The organism is Micromonospora sp. WMMD961 (assembly GCF_029626145.1).
Taxonomy (GTDB): Bacteria; Actinomycetota; Actinomycetes; order Mycobacteriales; family Micromonosporaceae; genus Micromonospora.
In genome coordinates this window covers 508,501-529,213 of the sequence record NZ_JARUBJ010000002.1, presented here as the reverse complement: position 1 = coordinate 529,213, position 20,713 = coordinate 508,501, and the positions used below count along the sequence as shown (strand labels likewise).

Here is a 20,713-nt window from a genome sequence, read left to right as displayed (position 1 = left end):
CCCCCGCGGCAGCGGCAGCACCGGAAGCGGCGGCGGGGTGGAGCCCGCCGGCGCGCCGGGTTGGGGCGGTGACGGCGGTTGGGCTGGTGCCGATGGCGCGGGTGGGCTGCTCACCGGCGGGCACGGTCTGGACTCCGTACCGGACGGGCCACCGGTCGGCCGCCACCGACGCAGCGGTTCCGGACCGGACCGGGGATAGCGGACCCGGCGCGCTCGAGAGCTGCCCGCAACGGAAGGCCGTCAGGGCAGGCGGGTCTGGAGCACGCCGTTCTGGATCCGGGTGGGCAGGATCTGCTGGTCGTTGCCGGACGGCCCCTGAACGACCTCGCCGCCGTTGAGCCGGAACGCGCTGCCGTGCCACGGACAGACCACGCAGGCGTGGCCGTCGATCTCCTGCACCTCGCCCTCGCCGAGAGGCCCGCTCTGGTGCGGGCAGCGCTCCAACATCACGGTCACCTCGTCACCGTGCCGGTAGAGGATCACCGAGATGTCGTCGTCCACCTCTCGGGTGATCAGGGTGCGCTGCGGCAGCGTCGCCATGTCGACGAGCGAGTGCCACCCGTCGGTCATCCGGCGCAACTCGGAGACGCTCTGGTTGACCTGCGCCCCCTGCTTGTACGCGAGATGACCCCCGATGTACGCCCCGAGGCTGACGGTGGAGAGCCCGAGAAAGCCGAGGGCTCGACCGACGCCGTGCCGGCCGGACAGTCGCGCGGCCAACGAGCCGGCGTAGAGCGTCACGCCGACGGTGTTGGCGGCGGCGTGCACCAGGCCGACGCGGCGCTGGTCCCGGGCGAGTGCCGCCCAGTCGTTGAACCCGGCGACCGCCGCCGGCACCGCACTGACGGTGCCCAGGCCCACCAGCATCGTCGCGGGCCGCCGTTGCCCGGGCATCAGGTCCAGGACGGCGGCGCTGATCCACGCGCCGACCGGCACCTGCACCATCGCCGGGTGCAGTGGGTGCCCGATGGTGACCCCGTGCAGCAGGTCCCGCAGCCGCCGCGGACGCAGCGTGCTGAGGACGATTCGCTGCAACCGGTCACCGGTCCGGTCCAGCCTGGATGCCTGCTCAACTTTCGTCAAAAGTGCTCGCACCCGTACCGACTTCCCGGCGAAGGGGGTCGCAAACCGGTCGCGGGTGACAAAACTGCCACTCAGCGCGATCTTGTAGACGCCGCTCGACACCAACCTGGTCGACCGAACCTGCAAGATCGACCAGGATTGTGGGTGCCGGGCAACGCAGGCATGCTGAGTCGATGGGTGTACGGGTGGAGCGTTCCGGGCCGGTGACGACCGTTGTGCTGGATCGGGCGGCGGCTCGCAACGCCGTCGACGGGCCGACCGCCCGGGCGCTGGCCGACGCCTTCCGCGCCTTCGAAGCCGACCCGGACGCGTCGGTGGCCGTGCTCTGGGGCGCCGGCGGCACGTTCTGCGCCGGGGCCGACCTGAAGGCGATCGGCACCCCGAGTGGCAACCGGGTGGAGCCCGAGGGGGACGGGCCGATGGGTCCGACCCGGATGGCGCTCAGCAAACCGGTGATCGCGGCGATCTCCGGGTACGCGGTGGCGGGCGGACTCGAGTTGGCGCTCTGGTGCGACCTGCGGGTCGCCGAGTCCGACGCGACGCTCGGGGTGTTCTGCCGCCGGTGGGGAGTGCCCCTGGTCGACGGTGGCACCGTCCGGCTGCCCCGGTTGATCGGCGAGAGCCGGGCGATGGACCTGATCCTCACCGGCCGCCCGGTGCCGGCGGACGAGGCGTACACGATGGGGTTGGTCAACCGGGTGGTGCCACCCGGCCAGGCACGGGCGGCGGCCGAGGAGTTGGCGGCGGCTATCGCCCGGCACCCGCAGACCTGCCTGCGCAACGATCGGGCGGCGATGCTGACCGCCGCCGGGCGGCCCGAGCCGGAGGCACTGGCGACCGAGTTGGCATACGGGATGGACTCGCTGGCCACGGACGCGGTGGCCGGTGCGGCCCGGTTCGCCGCGGGCGAGGGCCGGCACGGCGCGACGCCGCCGGGAGGGTGGGACCTCCCGACGGCGTCGGCTACCGGGTGACTCAGTTGCGGATGATGGTGAACGTCGAGGTGGGGTTCTGGATATCCACCGCGTTGTTGCTCAACCGGAGGTTGTTGAAGGTGACCGACCCGACGGCCGGACCCTGCCCGGCTTCCGGCATCGGGTTCGCCCAGATGGCGAAGCCGGACTTCGCGTCGTAGGCGTCCCCGCTCTTCCGGGCACCGCTGATCGAGACGTTGGTGAAGACCGTGTCGGTGATCGGGTTCTGCGGTTGCCCGCCGACGTAGTTGGTCTGGAACATGATGCCGCTGTACGTCGGATCGACGATGTCGACATCGCTGACCCGGATGCCCTGGAACACCTTCGAGGCCGAGAAGACCCAGATCGCCGGGAAGGTCTGCCCACCCCAGAAGTGCCCACCGGCCCGCACGATCGAGATGTTCTCGAACCGGGTCGGCGGGTTGGCACCGAAGCCGTTCATCGGGTAGCCGAAGTCGAGCGAGCTGATGGTGATGCCCGAGTAGACCAGGGTGTCCGCGATGTAGATGTTGCGGAACGTGTTGCCGTACCCGCCGTAGACGGCCACGCCTGCGGCCCGCCAGGTGAGGGTCGAGGTCAGGTTCTCGTAGATGTTGTCCTTCATGTCGGCGCCGCCCGCGTCGATCGCCGAGAACAGCGCGAAGCTGTCGTCGCCGGTGGCCCGGGCGTCGTTGTTGCTGACCAGGTTGTTGGTGCTCCCGTTGGTCATGTTGATGCCGTCGGCAAACATGTTGCGGATCCGGGAGTTCTTGATCGTCATGTAGTCGGTGTTCGCGCCCCAGTAGAGGCACACCATGTGCTCGTTCCAGATGTTGTCGATCACGATGTTCGACACGTTGGAGAAGTCGAACACCTTGCCCGGGCCGTCGATGCGCGAGGTGTAGTTACCGAAGTAGGCGAAGTTCTTGAACGACGAGTTCGCCGCCGACGCCTCGGCCCGGAAGCCGATGTCGGTGTTGTCCTGGCCCGACGGGGCATTGAACCGGGTGTACCAGGGGCCGGCGCCGGTCACCTGGACCGCCTTGCCGTACACCTGGAACTTCGACGAGGTGGAGTAGTTTCCGGCCGGCAGGTACACCCCGACCAGGTTGCCGGTGGTGTCCATCCGCACCCGGTCCAGGGCGTTCTGCACGTCCTGGTGGGTGAAGCCGGTCGGCGTGGTGTAGCGGGACGGGTCCGGGTTGGCGATCGGCGACACCTGCTCGGTGTTGATGAAGTCGATCGCGTACGTGGTGGTGTTGGCCGGGTCCTTCTGCAGGCGGATCTTGCTGCCGGCCGGGACGGTGGAGTTGAGCATGACGTTGGCTTCGTCGTAGATGTGCCGCGGTCCGCCCGCGCTCGGTGAGTTGCCCGGGCTGGCCTCGTTGCCGTAGAGCCAGGCGTACCGGGACGTCAGGTCGATGGCCTTGTGGAACGTGCCGTTGACGTAGACGTTCAGCGTCGAGTTGATGCCGCCGCCGCCCGGTGCGTCCGGGATGGAGAAGCGGGTGACCAGCGTGTTGGTGCTGGCCCGGGTGGTGAACTCGACGTAGCTGCCGGTCGAGTTGAGGGTCACCGCCCGCCGACCGGACGCCTCGCCGGCCAGGTCGCCGATCTCCCGGTTCGGCCCGACGACGCTGGCGCCACCGCCGATCGCACCGTCCTCGGCCTCGTACATGTCGTAGGGCATGTTGGCGCCGCGACCGACGAAGAGGGGGCGGTCACTGGTGTTGTTGGCCTGCTTCACCGGCAGCTCGTTGCCGTCCACGGCGAGCACCACCCGGACGGTGTACTTGCCGTTCGCGGCGGTCCAGGTGCCCAGGTTGATCGGCCCGACCGTGGCGCCGGCGTTGATCACGCCGGAGTACGAGCCGGCCAGGGTACGGACCACGGTGCCGGACTCGTTGAGCACGGTCAGGGTGATGCCGTGCGCACCGGACGCGGAAGCCTGGTTGCCGGCGTTGCGGATGGACACGGAGAAGGTCACCGTGTTGCCCGCCGACGGGTTGCCCGGCGACCAGGCGACCGCCGAGGCGACGAGGTCGGAGCTGGCGACCGCGGCGACGACCAGCGGGCTGGGGTTGGTGTAGCTGTTGTTGGTGTCGTCCTGCTCGACGACGGTGTTCGACTCGTCGACCTTCGCGCTGAGCGGGTAGCTGCCCGCGTCACGGGTGCCGATGCTGGCGCTGACAGTGGTCGAGGCGCCGGAGGCGAGGCTGCCGACCGAGGCGGTCCCGACCCGGGTGGAGCCCAGGTAGAAGTTGACGTTCGTCGCGCCGGAGGCCGCCGAGCCGGCGTTGCGCACGGTGGCCGAGAGGGTGATCGTGCTGGTCTCGACCGGTGCGGACGGGCTGAACGACATGCCGGTGACGGTCAGGTCCGGGTTCGGCGCGGGGGTGCCGAAGACCTGGAACTCGGCCACCTGCCCGGCCGGGGCGCCGGTGTTCGAGGCGATCGAGAGCCGTACGTCCGCCGCAGCACCGGAGACCGGGATGGTCACCGTGTTGCCGCTGCCCGGGTTGAAGGTGTAGTTCGCCGCGCCGACCAGGGTGGTGAAGCTCGACGAACCCTGGTCCCGGCCGAGCACCGTGATGTTCTGCGTACGCGTACCCCAGGCCGAGTCCGGGTTCAGCTTGAGCACGATCTGGCTGAGGCTGGCGTTCGCGCCGAGCTGCACGGTCAGCGTGCTCGGGTTGCCGTTGCCCTCCCAGTAGGTGGCCACGTTGTTGTCGTTGGCGTTGGTGGCCACGAACGTGTGCACGTACCCGGAGGCGGTGATCGGTTTGCCGATCGCCAGGTTGCTACCGGTCGGCGGGTTGCCGGTGCCGGTCCGGGTCACGGTGTTGCTGTTCGCCGACTGGTTCCCGGCCGCGTCCTTGGCCCGCACGTAGTACGAGACGGTGGCACTGGCCGACTGACTGTCGGTGTACGTGAGCGTCGAGCCGTTGACGCTGCCGCGCAGCGCGCCGTTGGCGTAGACGTCGTAGCCGGTCACCCCGACGTTGTCGGTGGACGCTGACCAGGTGAGCCGGATCTGCCCGCTGGCCGGCTGGGTGTACGCCAGGTTGCCGGGAACGCTCGGGGCCTGGGTGTCGGTGCTGCCGGTGGCGCCGTACACCTCGACCTCGGAGAACTGCGCGGCCGGCCAGCCGGTGTTGCCGGTGACCTGCACCCGCACGTAGCGGGTGCTGGCGGCGGTGAAGCTGACCGTCGCGGTGTTGCCGCTGCTCGGGTTGAAGGTGTAGCCGGCGGACGCCTTCAGGGTGGTGAAGGACGAGCCGTTGGTCGAGCCGAGCACCGACAGCGTCTGGGTGCGGGTCTGCCAGTCCGACGCGGGTGGCAGCTTGAGCACCACCCGGTCCACGCTGACCGTGGCGCCCAGGTCAGCCTGGATCCACTGCGGGAACGCGTTGTTGGCGCTCTCCCAGTAGGTCGACGCGTTGCCGTCGTTGGCGTTGCCCGCCACGTAGTTCTGGTTGTAGCTGCTGGCGGTCATCGTCGCGGAGAGCCCGGCGAGCATGGCCATCCGCGCGGCGGCGGCGACCGGGTCGACCGCCGGTGCCGCGTTCGCCGCGGGGATGACGACCGGGGCGGTGGCGAGGAGCATCCCGGCGAGCACGCTGGCGAGCAGCCGTCGGTGGCCCGTGCGGGGGACGGGATTGGGCGCGCCGAGCGGCGGCGTGCCTCGTCTGGTGCCGTTGCTGAACATGGGGTCGCTACACCTCTTTCGGGGGTGGGTGTGGGTGCGTTGCCCGGCGACGGGTGCAGGGGTACGCCCGTCGTTCCGCGACAGGTGGGGGATGGTGCGGGTTGGGGGACGGGGTGGGTGGCCGGCGCCGCGTTGCGCCGGACCGGACCGGTGGCCCCGCCCGGTCCGGGCGGGGCCGACGGCCTAGCTGGAATAGACCTCGAACTCGCTGAGCTGGCCGGCCGGCCAGCCGCTGTTGCCGGTGACGGTGAGTCGCAGGTACCGCTGGTTGGTCGCCGTGAAGGTCACGGTGGCCGTGTTGCCGCTGGCCGGGTTGAAGGTGTAGCCGGCGGACGCCTTCACCGTGGTGAACGACGAGCCGTTGGTGGAGCCGAGCACCGCCAGCGTCTGCGTACGCGTCTGCCAGGCCGACGACGGTGGGAGTTTCAGCACCACCCGGGACACCGACCGGTCGGCACCCAGGTCCACGGTCAGTGACTGCGGGAAGGCGTTGTTGGCGCTCTCCCAGTAGGTGTTCGGGTTGCCGTCCACCGCGTTGGGGGCGGCGTACACGTCGGAGTGGCTGGTCTCGGTGATCGACCGCCCGGCCGCCAGGTTGCCGCTGGGTGGCGGGGTGGTCGTGGGTGGCGGGGTGGTCGGGGGCGGGGTGGTGGTCGGCGGTGGTGTGGTGGTCGTGCCGCCGTACACCTCGACCTCGGAGAGCTGCGCGGCCGGCCAGCCGGTGTTGCCGGTGACGGTGACCCGGAGGTAGCGGCGGGCACCGGAGGGCAGCCCGATCGACACGGTGTTGCCCGAGCCGGGGGTGAAGACCCGGCTGGCGGACGACGCCAGCGTGGAGTACGACGACCCGTCGGCGGAGCCGAGCACCGACAGCGTCTGGGTGCGTTGCTCCCAACCGCTGGGCAGCTTGAGCACCACCCGGTCGACGGACCGGGACGCGCCCAGGTCGATGGTGATCGACTGCGGGAACGCGTTGTTGGCGCTCTCCCAGTAGCTGGCCGCGTTGCCGTCCACCACGTTGCCCGCCGCGTAGTTCTGGTTGGTGCTGGTGGCGGTCGTCGACCGGTTCAGCGCCAGGTTCCCGCTGGTCGGGGGTGGCGTGGTCGGCGGCGGGGTCGTGGGAGGCGGGGTCGTGGTGGGCGGCGGCGAGGTGGGTCCGCCACCCCACTGCGGGTTCGGCCACGGGCCGCAGTACGGGGTCGGGGTGTACCAGCCGGAGTTCCCCGAGCCCTGGGTGATCTGGAAGCCACCGCCCACGCAGTTGTGCATCGGGTTGCTCTGCGCGATGTTGGTGGCCCGCACGTTGGTGAAGGACACCTGGCTGGGTGCCTGCACCTGGAGCGCGTACGTGCCGGCGCCGTCGATGCGTACGTTGTTGAGGTTGATGCCGCTGGTCTGGCCCTCGATCCAGTGCAGCGCCGCGTACGAGCTGTCCAGGATGTCGGTGTCGGTGATGTTGATGGTGGCCTGCTGGAACGACTCGTTGAGGGCGGAGAACCAGATCGCCCCGACGCCGAAGTTCCAGTTGTAGTCCGAGTTGCCGTTGCGGATCAACGTGTTGCGGGCGATCGTCCAGGTGCCGCGGACCGCGGTGTCGCCCTGCACACCCGGGTAACGGTTCGCGACGTGGATGCCGCCGCCGTTGGTCAGCGAGTCGGCCGTCACGTTGTCGGTGATCGTGATGTCCCGACCGCCGTAGCTGACCAGGTGGTTCGCCAGCAGGGTCACGCCGATGGTGTTGCGGGTGAAGGAGTTGTTGACGTTCGGCACGCTCTGCGCCCACATCGCCAACGCGTCGTCGCCGGTGTTGCGGACGAAGGTGTTGGTCACCGTCGAGTTGGTCACGCCGGTGTGGAAGTTCACCCCGTCCGCGGTCTGGTCCAGGATCCGGCTGTTGCGGATGGTGAAGTTGTCCATCGGGCCGTCCATCCACGCCCCGACCTTGGTGTTCTCCAACCACAGGTTGTCGACCACCGAGTTCGTCATCGCCCCGCCCAGCGCGTTGACCTGGTCGTCGTCGACCCGCTCGCGGATGTCGCCGATGATGGCGAAGTCCCGCAGGGTGACGTTGCGGCTGGGCCCGTTCGCCTCGTGCGCGCGCACCGGGCCGGTGTAGCCGCCACCGGGGACGTACTTCCCGTAGATGCCGACGGACCGGTTCCGCTCGGTGGGGTGCCGGCCGCCGAGCACCGAGTACCAGGGGCCGGCGCCACGCAGCGTCACCCCGTCGACCACCACGTGGTCCCAGAGGGTGAAGGTCCCGGTCGGGATCCAGACCGCCCGGCCCTGGGCCTTACCGGCGTCGACGGCCGCCTGGAACTTCGCGGTCGAGTCGGTCGCGCCGCTCGGGTCGGCACCGAAGTCGGTGACCACGTCGATGACGCCGGAGGGCTTCGTGATCGCCGGGGCTACCAGCTCGAAGTCGGCCAGGTCGATGGTGAACGTGGGCGACTGCGCGGTCGAGGAGACCTGGAACCGGATCTTCGTGCCGGCCGGCTGGGTGCTGCCGAACATCGCCCGGGTCTCGTCGTAGAAGTGGTGCGGGTTGGTGTCGCCCGGGTTGTTGTTGAACGGGTATCCGCCGTAGTACCAGCCGTACCGCGACGTCACCGGGACCGACTTCAAAAGCGACCCGTTGGCCCGCAGGTCGATGGCGGCGTCCCGGCCCGTGCCGGCCGGGCTGTCCGGCAGGCTGTACCGGAAGGTGACCGCGTTGGCCGGGGCGGTGAGGGTGAATTCGACGTACTCGCCGACGGCGTCGAGGGTCACCGCCTCCCGGCCGGACGCCTCGGACGGCAGCGTGCCGTAGCGGCGGTCCGGGCCGATCTTCGTGCCGTTGTGGGCGGCCTTCTCCGCCTCCTGCTCGACGAACGGCACTGTGGCGCCCCGGTTGGGGATGTCGAAGGGGGACAGCCCGGCCGCCGAGGCCGGGGTTGCGGTGCCGGTGACCGCGAGAGCGGTCAACGAGGTGGCGGCGAGCAGGGCGGCGGCAATGGCGGCCAACCCTGCCCGGGTCGGGTGTCGAAGGTGGTGCGGGGTGCCGGTGGTGTGGTTGGCCATGAGCTGCGCTCTCCCTTTCGTCAGGCAGGCCAGGTCCCCCCGTGTCGGTGCGGCGCGTCCCCCTCGTTCCTCCTTCCGTTCCGGGTGGCGTGGTGCCGGCGGCCGGGACGGGCCGCCGGCACCACGGCGAGCACTGTCAGGTCAGGTCGGTCGCCTTGGCGGTACGCAGCCAGACCGCGGTGTCGGCCGGCAGCAACCCGTCGTCGAGTGGCCCACTGGCCAGCAGCAACTCCCCCTCCGCCGGCATCGGAACCGGCGAGTCGGAGAGGTTGACGACGCAGACGAAGCCGCCGCCACGACTGAAGGCGAGCACGCTGTCCGGGGCGGGCAGCCAGGTCAGCTCCCCGTCGCCGAGCGCCGGGTCGGCCCGCCGCGCCTGGATCGCCGCCCGGTACAGCTCCAGCATCGACGCCGAGTCTCCGGTCTGCGCGCGGGCCGTCCGGTCCTTCCAGTCGGCCGGCTGGGGCAGCCAGGGCGCTGCGGCGCCGGCCGGACTGAACTCGAACGGCGGCTCGTCACCAGCCCACGGCAGGGGTACGCGGCAGCCGTCCCGGCCCGGGTCGATCCGGCCGGAACGTTCCCACATCGGGTCCTGCCGCAGCGCGTACGGGATGTCCTCGACCTCGTAGAGGCCCAACTCCTCGCCCTGGTAGACGTAGGCGGCTCCGGGCAGCGACAGCGACAGCAGCGCGGCGGCCCGGGCTCGGCGGGTGCCCAGTTCCAGGTCGGTGGGGATACCCTCGCGCTTGGCCGCGAAGCTGAACCTGGTGTCGGCCCGACCGTAGCGGGTGACGTGGCGGGTGACGTCGTGGTTGGAGAGGACCCAGGTGGCCGGGGCGTTGACCGGCGCGTGCGCGCTCAGCGTCCCGTCGATGCTCTCGCGCAACGCGGAAGCGTCCCAGGCGCAGCCGAGGAAGTCGAAGTTGAACGCGGCGTGCAGTTCGTCCGGGCGCAGGTAGTTGGCGAACCGCTGCCGGTCCGGCAGCCACACCTCACCGATCAACGCACGGTCGGCGTACTCGTCGGCGACCCGCCGCCAGCCCCGGTATATGTCGTGCACCCCGTCGAGGTCGTGGAACGGGTGCGGCTGGTCCGGCTGGACCTCGGGTAGCGTCCCGTCCTTGACCAGCAGGCCGGCCGAGTCGATCCGGATCCCGTCCACGCCCCGGTCGAACCAGAACCGCAGGATGTCCTCGAACTCCGCCCGCACCCGGGGGTGGTCCCAGTTGAAGTCCGGCTGCTGCGGGGCGAAGAGGTGCAGATACCAGTCGCCGGGGGTGCCGTCCGGGTTGGTGGTGCGGGTCCAGGTTTCGCCACCGAACTCGCCGACCCAGTCGGTGGGGCGCTGGTCACCGTTGGGGCCCCGGCCGGGGCGGAACCAGAACAGGTCCCGCTCGGGTGCGCCGGGCCCACCGGCGAGCGCGGCCTGGAACCACGGGTGCGCGTCGGAGCAGTGGTTCGGCACCACGTCGACGATGGTCCGGATGCCCAGCGCGTGCGCCTCGGCGATCAACGCCTCGACCTCGGCGAGGGTGCCGAAGACCGGGTCGATGTCCCGGTAGTCGGACACGTCGTAGCCGGCGTCGGCCATCGGTGAGGGGTACCAGGGGCTGAACCAGATCGCGTCGACGCCGAGCGCGGACAGGTGATCCAGCCGGGACCGGATGCCGGCGATGTCGCCGATGCCGTCGCCGTTGCCGTCGGCGAAGCTCCGGGGATACACCTGGTAGATCACCGCTCCACGCCACCACGGACTGCTGTCTGCTGTGGACACGAGCACCTGCTTTCTGGGTCAGTACGTCGGCGGGTTCGCCGGACCTGTATGTGTGTCGGGCGAACGATCGTTGTCCGCCGCGCGGGGTGTTGCGGTCGTGGCTAGCCCTTGATGCTGCCCGTGGTCAGACCGGACATGATGTTCCGCTGGAAGATCAGGAAGATGATGACGGTCGGGATCGCGGCGATGACCGAGGCGGCGATCACCACGTTCATCGGCGTACCACCCGCGAAGGCGTAGATGCCGACGCTGACCGTCCGGGTCTCCGGCGACGGCATGACCAGCTTCGGCCAGAGGAAGTCCTTCCAGACCGCCGTCACCGCGAAGATCGAGACCACACCGAGGATGGGGCGCGACAACGGCAGGATGATCGACCACAGCGTGCGCATCGACGACGCCCCGTCCATCAGAGCCGCCGCCATCAGCTCCTCGGGAATCGAGTCGAAGAACCGCTTCAGCAGGAAGATGTTGAACGCGTTCGCGACCAGCGGCAGCCAGATGGCGAACGGCGAGTCGAGCAGGTTGATGTGCAGGATCGGCAGGTCGATCACCGTGACGTACTGCGGAACGATGAGGACCATCGCCGGGATCATCAGGGTTCCCAGCATCAGGGCGAGGATCACGTTGCCGAAGATCGGTCGAAGCTTGGACAACGAGTACGCGGCGGCGGTGTCGAGGACGAGTTGGAACAGCACCGCGCCGGTGGCGTAGTAGAACGTGTTGAACAACAGCTTGGCGAGGTCCAGGTTGTTCCACGCGTCGATGTAGTTCTGCGGCTGGGGGTCCTTCGGGAACAGCGTGGGCGGGGTCTGCGCGATCTCCTGGCCGGACTTGAGCGCGCCGGTGACCATCCAGTAGAGCGGCCCGAGGAAGACCAGGGTGAAGCCCACGACGACGACGGTGAGCAGCGACCAGTAGATGAACCTGCCGCGCCCACGGCGAAGCTGCGCGGAGGAGATGAGGGTCCGGGTGCCGGAGTCCTGTGCCATGTCTCGCCCGTCCTAGTCCTGTTTCGCGCTCAGCCGCAGGTAGGCGGCGGAGAAGCCGGCCAGCACCACGAGCATGATCACACCGAGCGCCGCAGCGCCGTTGAGGTCGTTCTGGAAGAAGCCGTGCTGGTAGATGAGGTACGCCACCGACGTCGCGGAATCCTCCGCGCCCGCGCCGTTGGCGAGGATCAGGGGCTCGATGAAGAGCTGCATCGTGGCGACGATCTGGATCATCGCCAGCAGCGCGAGGATCAACCGGGTCTGCGGGATCGTCACGTGGCGGATGCGCTTCCAGATGCCCGCACCGTCGAGCTCGGCAGCCTCGTACAACTCGCCCGGGATGTTCTGCAACGAGGCGAGGTAGATCAGCACCGCCCCGCCCATGTTCATCCAGGTCGACGCGAGCACCATCGCCGGCATCGTCATCTCGGGCGACTGCATCCACTGCGAGGTGGGCAGGTGCAGCGCCTTCAGGATCGCGTTGAACAGGCCCGCCTCGCTGGGGTCGTACGCGTAGAACTTGAAGAGGTACAGCGCCGAGGCCGGCGGCAGCATCACCGGTAGGTAGACCAGGATCCGCAGGTACCCCTTGGCGTGGCGGAACTCGTTGAGCAGGACCGCCACGAAGAACGGCACCGCGTACCCGAGGACGAGCGCGAGCAACGTGAAGTAGAGCGTGTTCTGCCAGGCTGGCCAGAAGCTCGGGTCGGCGAGGATGCGGGAGTAGTTGTCCCAGCCCACCCAGGTGGTCTCGCCGCGCCGGGTCCGCTGGAAGCTCATGACGATGCCGCGGATCATCGGGTACCAGGAGAAGACGACGAAGCAGAGCACCGCGCCGATCAGGAACGCGTGCCCGGTGAGGTTGTCCCGTACCTTGCGGCCGAGGCTCGTGCGCTGCGCCCCGGCCGAGTACGGCGACGGCGGGCGGCCCGGTTTCCTGGGGGTCTCCGGGACGACGGTGATCGCCAAGGCAACTCCTGGGTGAGTTAAGTGACGTCGAGATGCGGTGCGGGTGGTGTGTGGGGGCCGGGTCGGCGTCCCGGCCCCCACACGCTCGGTCAGCTCTCCGCGGCGAGGAGCTGGTTGACCTTCTCCTCGGCGGTCTTGAGCAGTGCGTCGATGTTCGAGTTCGGGTTGGTCAGCACACCCGACATCGCGGCGTCGAGCACCGCGTAGATCGCCTGGGCGTTGCGCGGTTCACCCTTGATCGGCACCGGGGTCGCCTCGAAGATCGCGAAGTTGGCGGTGTCGACGTTGGCGTTCGCCTTGCGCAGCTCCAGTTCCTGCTTCTGCGCGTCGCTGCCGTTGGCGAAGAGCAGCGGCTGGGGCAGACCCACCGGGTAGTTCTGCGGCTTGGCCCGGACGTAGTCGAACTGACCCTTGCCCGGGGTGAGCTTCTGGTACGCGATCCACTTGAGACCGGCCTTGACCTGCTCGGGGGTGAGGTCCTTCTTGAAGAAGTAGCCCTCGCCGCCACCGAGCGTCCCCTTCGCCGCACCGTCCTGGCCGGGCAGCGGGGCCATCGCCCAGTCCTGGAACTTGCCCTGGAACTGGCTGACGATCGCCTGGGTGGCGTCCGGCGCACCGATGAACATGCCGACCTTGCCGGCGCCGGCGTTGGTCAGCAGGTCGCCCCACTGGAGCAGCTGGCGGGCACCCATGCTGTTGTCGCCGTACCGCATGTCCTTGAGGTTCTGCAGGACCTGCTTGCCCATCGCGTTGTTGAAGTCGGCCTTCTTGCCGTCAGCCGTGAGCACCTGGCCGCCCTGCGAGTAGAGCAGGGAGGTGAAGTGCCAGCCGCCGGTGTTGCCGGCGCTGTACTCCGCGTAGCCCGCGATGCCGTTGCCGAGCGCGGAGATCTTCTTCGCGGCGGCCCGGACGTCGGCCCAGGTCTTGGGTGGGTTGTTCACGTCGAGCCCAGCCTGCTGGAACAGGGCCTTGTTGTAGATCAGGCCCATCGAGTAGTTCTTCACCGGTACGGCGTAGAGCTTGCCGCCGTCGGTGAAGACCTCCTTCAGCGCGGGGTCGATGCTGTCCCAGGTCGGAACGGTGTCCTTGTTGGCGTACTGGGTGATGTCCATCGCCTGACCGGAGTCAAGCACCTGCTGGACGTCGGTCATGTACCCGTAGAACACGTCGGTCACCGTGCCGCCGGCCAGCCGGGCGGTGAAGTCCGGCGGGTTGTTGCACTGCTCGCCGACGCTGACGCTCTTGATGACGATGTCCGGGTTCTGCTTCTGGAACTCGGCGACATCGTCGTTCCAGTTCTTCAGCAGCTCTTTCTGGGCACCGACGGGCTGGCAGTCGACCGTGATGGTGACCTTGCCGCCAGCGGTCGCGCCCTTGTCGTCACTCTTCGTGGAGCACGCCGTGAGGCTGAGCCCCAGGCCGGCCACGAGCGCGACCGCCGCAGCCTTTCGGTATTGCGGTACGGACATCTGTCCATCCCTTCGGGAACGGGTGTCTCCAATGACCTTCGCTGATCTGCGGTGATGCGACCTGACGCCCAGTAGCTGCGTCGGAGCCAGGTGTGAGTGGAGTCACTGTAGCGAGGCCGACTCATTTCAGCAAGGTGTCGACCCTGAGACGAAAGGACACGACATGATGACGACAGATGTTGGCAAGAGCCTGAAAGCACCGGGATAAAACGGCCCTTAACCCGCCATAAAGGCCCATTCGAACAGGTCGATGCGGCAAGCCCTGCCCGAGCGCGTCGATCATGGAGTTGTGGTGCCTGATTTAAGGGCTTTACAGACGTTATGACACCCACCACAACTCCATGATCGTCGCGGGTGGGGTGGGGGTGGGTGGGGTGGGTGTAGGGACGGGAACGGCCGTCGACCGCGTGGGCGGTCGACGGCCGGAAGCCTCGGTCGGTGTGGTGGTCGCTAGCGGCCGGGGGCGGGAGCGGTCGAGCCGCGTACCACCAACTCCGGCTCGAACAGCAGCTCGTCCTGCAGCACGCCGGCACCCTCGATCTGGGTGACCAGCAGGTCCACGGCGGCCTGCCCCATCGTCTCGATCGGCTGCCGGACCGTGGTCAACGGCGGATCGGTGCAGGTCATGAACGCGGAGTCGTCGTAGCCCACCACCGAGATGTCGGTCGGCACCGAGCGGCCCAGCCGCCGGGCCGCACGGATGGTGCCCAGGGCCAGGACGTCGCTGGCGCAGATGATGCCGGTGACGCCCCGCTCGACCAACTTCGTGGCGGCGACCCGTGCTCCCTCCATCGAGAAGCTGGAGCGCTGGACGCACTCGGCGTCGTCCTCACCCCAGCCGGCGGCCCGGATCATCGCGTCCAGTTTGCGGCGCGACGGCACGTGCCCCTCCGGACCGAGCACCATGCCGATGCGTTCGTGCCCGAGCGAGCGCAGGTGCCCGTACGCCTGCTCCACCGCCACCGCGTCGTCCGTCGAGACCCGGGGAAAACCCAGCTCGTCCACACCCGCGTTCACCAGCACCACCGGTAGACCCCGATCGGTCAGCCGACGGTAGTGGTCGTGCCGCGCGTCGGCGAGCGCGTACGAACCACCAGCGAAGATCACCCCGGAGACCTGGTGGTCGAGGAGCATCTCCACGTAGTCCATTTCGGAGACACCGCCGATGGTCCGGGCGCAGAGCGCCGGCGTGTAACCGCGTTGGGCGAGGGTCCCGGTGACGACCTCGGCCAACGCCGGGAAGATCGGGTTCTGCAACTCGGGCAGCACCAGCCCGACCAGCCGGGCACGTTCGCCACGCAGCTTGGTCGGCCGCTCGTAACCGAGCACGTCCAGCGCGGTCAGCACCGCGGTCCGGGTCGCCTCCGACACCCCGTCACGGCCGTTGAGCACCCGGCTGACGGTGGCCTCGCTGACGCCCGCCTTCTTGGCAACTTCAGTCAACCGCTTGGTCACAGTCGCAATCGTACGTCGTGTGGATGAAAGAAATGAACAGCAAACTGCCCGGCGCTTGCTAGCCGGCTGCCGCATTCTTCCCACGGCCGACCATTCCGACCCCTGCGGCGCGCAACACCGAACGCCGAAACCGCTCTTCCGGCTGCATGAACCCTGACGTCCGGCCACCGGGGCAGGCCGTCGTGATCGACTCGACTGTCAAGGATATTGCGGTGTGCAAGGTGCCCCGGATACCGCGACTTCCTGAAACGCGAGTGGATCATGTCCAGCCGCCACGTGTGCGGCATCGCCAGGCGCGGCGCACTCTGGACTCGGCTGGGCGGGCGTCAGGACAGGTCGCGCAGTGCGGTCTCGATGGCCCGGTGGAAGGTCGGGTACGCGTAGATCATGTGCCGGAGCTGGCTCAGCGGCACCGCCGCGTGCACCGCCACCACCAGCGCGGACAGCACCTCGCCGCCGGCCGGACCGACCGAGGTCGCGCCGATCAGCACGCCCTGGTCGGCGTCCGCGACGAGCTTGATGAAGCCCTCGTCGCCGACCTGGTGGATCCAGCCCCGGGTCGAGCTGCTCAGCTTGGTGAATCCGACCTGCACGTTGATGCCGCGCTCGCGGGCCTGCCGCTCGGTGAGCCCGACCGCGCCGACCTCGGGGTCGGTGAAGGTCACCCGGGGCAGCGCACGGTAGTCGGCTCGCGGGACCGTACCGGCCGACCCGCTCGACCCGCTGGCGGCCAGCGAACTGGACGCACCCATCGCTCCCCCGACCACGCTGGAGGTGCCGCTGGCATCCGCCCCCGCCGTCGCCTGGCGAGCCCGGGCCAGGATGTCGGCGATCACGATCCCCGCCTGGTACATCGCGATGTGGGTGAAGGCGCCCTCACCGGTCAGGTCGCCGACCGCCCAGACGTGGTCGGTGACGTGCAACCGGTCGTCGACCGGCAGGAAACGCGAGCTGCCGTCCAGGCCGACCGTCTCCAGCCCCAACTCGGCCAGGTGTGCCTTGCGCCCGGTCACCACCAGCAACTGGTCGGCGGTGTACGCCGCACCGCCGCTGCCACGCAGGGTGAACCGTGTGCCGTCGTGTTCGACCCGTTCGGCGCGTACCCCGGTGTGGATTTCCACGCCGTCGGCGCGCAGCGCCGCGGCGGCGACCTCGGACGCCTCCGGTTCCTCGACGGCCAGCACCCGGTCGAGCGCCTCCACCACCGTCACCCGGACACCGAAGCGGGCGAAGACCTGCGCCAACTCCAGACCGATGGCGCCGCCGCCGAGCACCAGCAACGACTCCGGCAGCTTCTCGACCTCGATCGCCTGATGGTTGGTCCAGTACGGCGTGTCGGCCAGGCCGTCGATCGGGGGCACCGACGGACGGGTCCCGGTGCCCAGCACGACCCCGTACCGGGCCTCGAACACCTGGTCACCGACCCGGACCCGACGCGGACCGTCGAGACGGCCACTGCCCCGCACGAGCCGGCCGCCCTTGCCGACGAACCGCTCGGCCGCGACGGTGTCGTCCCAGGTGTCGGTGGCTTCCTCGCGGATCCGCTTCGCCACCGGCGCCCAGTCCGGCTGGACCTGTGCCGTCCCGGCGAGCCCGTCGACCCGGCGGGCCTCGGCGAGGGCATTGGCCGCTCTGATCATCATCTTGCTCGGGATGCAGCCCCAGTAGGGGCACTCCCCGCCGACCAGATCCCGTTCGACGCCGACGACGCTCAGGCCGGCGTCGGCGAGCCGTTCGGCCACCTCCTCGCCACCGACTCCGAGCCCGACCACGACCACATCCACCAGCTCCGGATCCGCCACCGGAACAGCATCCCCCAGCGACACCACCCCGACCACCGGGGTCGGCGGAAATGTCGGCGCACTCACCGGTCCGGGCCGCCTACCGTGACGGGATGCACGCACGCTTCGCCCCGGTCCGGGACTGCTTCCACGACCTGCACGCCTCGGGCCGGGAGACCGGCGCCAACCTGGTCGTCTGGTACGACGGGCAGCCCGTCGTCGACCTGATCGGGGGTCACCGGGCCGGTGCCGAGCCGTGGCGGCCGGACACGCTGGCCAACGTCTACTCGGTCGGCAAACCGGTGGTCGCGCTCTGCCTGCTGATGCTCGTCGACCGGGGCCAGGTCGACCTCGACGCGCCAGTCGACCGGTACTGGCCAGAGTTCCGCACGCCGGCCACGGTGCGCCAGGTGTTGTCGCACACCGCCGGGCTCCCGGCCTTCCCGGTGCCCCGGCCGGCCACCACGATCGCCGACTGGGCGCTGCTCACCGGTGATCTGGCCGCCGCCGACCCCGAGTGGCAGCCGGGCTCGGTGGCCGGCGAGCACGCCTGGACGTACGGGCACCTGGTGGGCGAGCTGGTCCGGCGGGTCGACGGGCGGTCGGTGGGCCGGTTCCTGGCCGAGGAGATCGCTGGTCCGTGGCGGCTCGACCTCGGCTACGGATTGACCGAGGCGGACCAACGCCGCTGCGCCGAGATGCGCTACGGCGACCCGCAGTGGCCGGTTCGGATGCTCGGCGAGCCGGGATCGTTGCGGGCGCGCGCGTTGGGCAACCCGGCCGGAGGACTGGACCTGGCCGTGCTGAACAGCCCGCTCTGGCGAGCTGCCGAGATGCCCGCGGTCAACCTGCACGCCACCGCATCCGGCCTGGCCCGGCTCTACACCGGCCTGCTGGCCGGCGGCGTCCTCGACGGCGTCCGGCTGCTCAGCCCGGAGCTGGTGGCGGAGGCGACCCGCGTCCAGTACGACGGACCGGACCTGGTGCTGGACCGCCGCGCCCACTGGACGCTGGGCATGCAGTGGGAGCCGGACGGCAGTTGGGGCATGGGCGGGATCGGCGGGAGCAGCGCGTGGGCCGACCCGGAGCGCGGCTACACCCTCGCGTACGCCACGGCCCACCTGGCCGAGCACGACCGGGTCGACGAACTGGCCGAGGCGCTGCACTCCTGCCTCTGACGCAGGTCAGCGCAGCCAGACCGGGTCGGTGCCGGGCACCGAGAGCGGTGGCGGATAGTCGAGCGTCCGGCGGAGCGCCTCGGGCAGTCGCCACGGTTGGTGGACCGCCTTGCCCTGCACCCCCGCCAGCTCCGGCACCCACCGGCGTACGTAGTCGCCGTCCGGGTCGTACCGCTCGGCCTGCCGGACCGGGTTGAACCCCCGGTAGGGCTTCGTGTCGTTGCCGGTGCCGGCGACCCACTGCCAGTTGCCGGAATTGTTCGCCACGTCCCCGTCCAGCAGCCAACGGAAGAACACCTTCACTCCCACACGCCAGTCCTGCCCGAGGTGCTTGGTCAGGTAGCCGGCGGTGATCAGGCGAGCCCGGTTGTGCATCCAGCCCTGCGTCCGCAGTTGTCGCATCCCGGCGTCGACGATGGGCATCCCGGTGCGGCCCTCGGCCCAGGCAGCCACCGCGTCGTCGTCGTAGCGCCACTGCTCGGTGGCACCCCGCCGGTACGCCGCGGTCGAGATCTCCGGAAAGGCCGCGGTGACCTGGTAGTAGAAGTCCCGCCAGCAGAGCTGCCGGACGAACGGGCCGGACCGGTCCCCGGCGCGGTTCGCCACCGCCAGCGGCGAGACGCACCCGAAACGCAGGTACGGGCTGAGCCGGGAGGTGTCGTCGCCGGCCATGTCGTCGTGCTGGTCGTCGTACCGGGTCAGGTCGGGCAGCCAGTCGGTGAGCCGCTGCCGGGCGACCCGCTCGCCGCCGACCGCCGCGTCCGGCGACTCCCCGGCCGGCGGCTTCGGCAGACTGCCCACGCGCACGCCACCGGGCAGCGCCACGTGGTCCGGCGCGGCCAACTCCTCGCGCCACTGACGGGCGGCCCAGGACCGGTGGTACGGGCTGAACACCCGGTAGTGGTCGCCGCCGCCACCGGGCTGGAGCGCACCCGGCTCGACCACTGTCAGCCCGGGGAACAGTCGCAGGTGCAGTCGGTGCCGCTCGCACTCCGCGCGTAGCCGCCGCTCCCGACGCCGGGCGTAGTGGCTGACGTCGGCGGAGAGCGCGACGGCGGTGGCGCCGACCTCGCCGGCCAATCGGATCGTCTCGGCCACCGGGTCACCGTGCCGCACCACCAGGTCACCGCCGCGCTCACGCAGCTCGACGCGCAGCTCGGCGAGGGCCTGATGCAGGAACCGGGTGCGGTTGGCCGACAGGTCGGCCAGCGCCGGGTCGAGCACGTACAGCGGCACCACCCGGTCGAAGGCGGCGCAGGTGGTGGCCAGCGCCGGATGGTCGTGCACCCGCAGGTCGCGGGTGAGGAGCACGATCGCCGTGCTCGCGGTCACCGGGTCTCCGGTTGGACCGTCGGCCCGGGGATGGTGACCGGTGTACCGGTCGAGGTGAGCAGAGCCCGCGCGGCCACCGCCATCCGTCGCCGCTGCGGCACCAGGGCGCGCCGGGCGAAGACGTCGTAGTCCTGCGCGGCGACCTCGTCGAGGATGCCGCCGTAGAGCGCGTACGCGGTGCGCATGCAGGCCTGTGAGGCCGGCGCCAGCATGGTGATGCCCGGAGCGGCGGCGGCGTAGTGCGCCTGGGCGCGGGTCACCTCGTACTCGATCAGCTCGCGGGTCCGGTGCGTACCGCGGCCCCGGGCGCTGGCCTCGGCCAGCTCCTCGCGGGTCACACCGAACTTCGTCAGGTCCTCGTCCGGTAGGTAGGTGCGACCTCGGTCGAGGTCCTCGGCGACGTCCCGGATGAAGTTGGTGAGCTGGAAGGCGAAGCCGAGCTGCCGTGCCGGCTCCCGGGCCGCCGCCGGGTCGGAGCTGCCCAGGATCGGCAGCATCATCGTGCCGATCACCGCCGCCGAGCCCTCCATGTAGTCGAGCAGGTGGTCGTACGTCGGGTAGGAGCTGACGGTCAGGTCCATCGCCATGCTCTTCAGAAACGACGCAAAGTCGTCCCGGTCGAGATCGAAGACGGCGATCGTGTGCAGGACCGCCGGCAGCAACGGGTCGTCGACGGGCGCTCCGTGCAGGCCGGACACGAATCGGCTGGCCCAGTCCTCCAGGAGGGCAGCCCGCTCGACCTGGGGAAGGTCCTCGGTGCGGTCCACGATCTCGTCCGCGTACCGGGTGAACCCGTAGAGGGCGTGCACATGTCGTCGTTTCCAAGCGGGAAGCAGTCGAGTGGCGAGATAGTAGGTGCGGCCGTGACGTTTGTGCAGCTCACGGCACCGTTCATAGGCAGCGGTGAGATCAGTTTCCACCGGCCCTCCTCATTTATCGACGCACCAATCGACGCAACTCG

The 20,713-nt window shown here is 69.8% G+C and carries 13 protein-coding genes; 2 read left to right on the top strand and 11 right to left on the bottom strand.

The features are described 5' to 3' along the window. Window positions 1-240: 240 nt before the first annotated feature. On the bottom strand, window positions 241-1,095 hold the full coding sequence (locus tag O7614_RS02580; protein ID WP_278136894.1) for a Rieske 2Fe-2S domain-containing protein: 855 nt from the start codon (window positions 1,093-1,095) through the stop codon (window positions 241-243). 161 nt (window positions 1,096-1,256) lie between these two features. Here O7614_RS02580 and O7614_RS02575 point away from each other — a divergent pair, with 161 nt between their 5' ends. Then, complete coding sequence (locus O7614_RS02575; RefSeq protein ID WP_278136893.1) at window positions 1,257-2,057, top strand: crotonase/enoyl-CoA hydratase family protein; 801 nt, start codon at window positions 1,257-1,259, stop codon at window positions 2,055-2,057. Between the two features lies 1 nt (window position 2,058). Here O7614_RS02575 and O7614_RS02570 read toward each other — a convergent pair whose 3' ends face one another. The 8 genes from O7614_RS02570 to O7614_RS02535 all read right to left on the bottom strand — a co-directional run bounded on the left by O7614_RS02570 (window position 2,059) and on the right by O7614_RS02535 (window position 17,263). After that, on the bottom strand, window positions 2,059-5,745 hold the full coding sequence (locus tag O7614_RS02570) for a discoidin domain-containing protein (RefSeq protein ID WP_278136892.1): 3,687 nt from the start codon (window positions 5,743-5,745) through the stop codon (window positions 2,059-2,061). Between the two features lie 183 nt (window positions 5,746-5,928). Continuing rightward, window positions 5,929-8,805, bottom strand: coding sequence for a discoidin domain-containing protein (locus O7614_RS02565; RefSeq protein WP_278136891.1), 2,877 nt, complete (start codon window positions 8,803-8,805; stop codon window positions 5,929-5,931). Between the two features lie 136 nt (window positions 8,806-8,941). Beyond that, complete coding sequence (locus tag O7614_RS02560; RefSeq protein ID WP_278136890.1) at window positions 8,942-10,579, bottom strand: glycoside hydrolase family 13 protein; 1,638 nt, start codon at window positions 10,577-10,579, stop codon at window positions 8,942-8,944. 101 nt (window positions 10,580-10,680) lie between these two features. Further along, a complete protein-coding gene (locus tag O7614_RS02555; RefSeq protein WP_278136889.1) occupies window positions 10,681-11,568 on the bottom strand; it encodes a carbohydrate ABC transporter permease in 888 nt (295 codons plus the stop codon). 12 nt (window positions 11,569-11,580) lie between these two features. Beyond that, entirely contained in the window at window positions 11,581-12,537 is a 957-nt protein-coding gene (locus O7614_RS02550) for a sugar ABC transporter permease (protein ID WP_278136888.1), read from the bottom strand. An 89-nt stretch (window positions 12,538-12,626) separates the two neighbouring features. Next, entirely contained in the window at window positions 12,627-14,006 is a 1,380-nt protein-coding gene (locus tag O7614_RS02545) for an extracellular solute-binding protein (RefSeq protein WP_278136887.1), read from the bottom strand. 450 nt (window positions 14,007-14,456) lie between these two features. Next, window positions 14,457-15,461, bottom strand: a complete 1,005-nt coding sequence (locus tag O7614_RS02540) for a LacI family DNA-binding transcriptional regulator (RefSeq protein WP_278136886.1) — start codon at window positions 15,459-15,461, stop codon at window positions 14,457-14,459. A gap of 326 nt (window positions 15,462-15,787) precedes the next feature. Continuing rightward, window positions 15,788-17,263 carry an FAD-dependent oxidoreductase gene (locus O7614_RS02535; protein ID WP_278136885.1) on the bottom strand — a complete coding sequence of 492 codons (1,476 nt, stop codon included), beginning with the start codon at window positions 17,261-17,263 and terminating at the stop codon, window positions 15,788-15,790. Window positions 17,264-17,355: 92 nt separating this feature from the next. Between O7614_RS02535 and O7614_RS02530 the strand changes: the two genes are divergently transcribed. Continuing rightward, window positions 17,356-18,420: a serine hydrolase domain-containing protein gene (locus O7614_RS02530; RefSeq protein WP_278136884.1), complete on the top strand. Its 1,065-nt coding sequence runs from the start codon at window positions 17,356-17,358 to the stop codon at window positions 18,418-18,420. A 6-nt stretch (window positions 18,421-18,426) separates the two neighbouring features. Here the strand turns inward: O7614_RS02530 and O7614_RS02525 are convergent, their stop codons facing one another. Both O7614_RS02525 and O7614_RS02520 read right to left on the bottom strand, forming a co-directional pair. Then, complete coding sequence (locus O7614_RS02525; protein WP_278136883.1) at window positions 18,427-19,752, bottom strand: deoxyribodipyrimidine photo-lyase; 1,326 nt, start codon at window positions 19,750-19,752, stop codon at window positions 18,427-18,429. After that, entirely contained in the window at window positions 19,749-20,672 is a 924-nt protein-coding gene (locus tag O7614_RS02520) for a phytoene/squalene synthase family protein (protein ID WP_278136882.1), read from the bottom strand. The genes O7614_RS02525 and O7614_RS02520 overlap by 4 nt, the downstream gene beginning before the upstream one ends. Window positions 20,673-20,713 lie beyond the last annotated feature (41 nt).

Coding starts and splice junctions, on each gene's coding strand:
- O7614_RS02575 (WP_278136893.1), top strand. CDS start 1,257: ATGGGTGTACGGGTGGAGCGTTCCGGGCCGGTGACGACCGTTGTGCTG.
- O7614_RS02570 (WP_278136892.1), bottom strand. CDS start 5,745: ATGTTCAGCAACGGCACCAGACGAGGCACGCCGCCGCTCGGCGCGCCC.
- O7614_RS02565 (WP_278136891.1), bottom strand. CDS start 8,805: ATGGCCAACCACACCACCGGCACCCCGCACCACCTTCGACACCCGACC.
- O7614_RS02555 (WP_278136889.1), bottom strand. CDS start 11,568: ATGGCACAGGACTCCGGCACCCGGACCCTCATCTCCTCCGCGCAGCTT.
- O7614_RS02545 (WP_278136887.1), bottom strand. CDS start 14,006: ATGTCCGTACCGCAATACCGAAAGGCTGCGGCGGTCGCGCTCGTGGCC.
- O7614_RS02530 (WP_278136884.1), top strand. CDS start 17,356: ATGCACGCACGCTTCGCCCCGGTCCGGGACTGCTTCCACGACCTGCAC.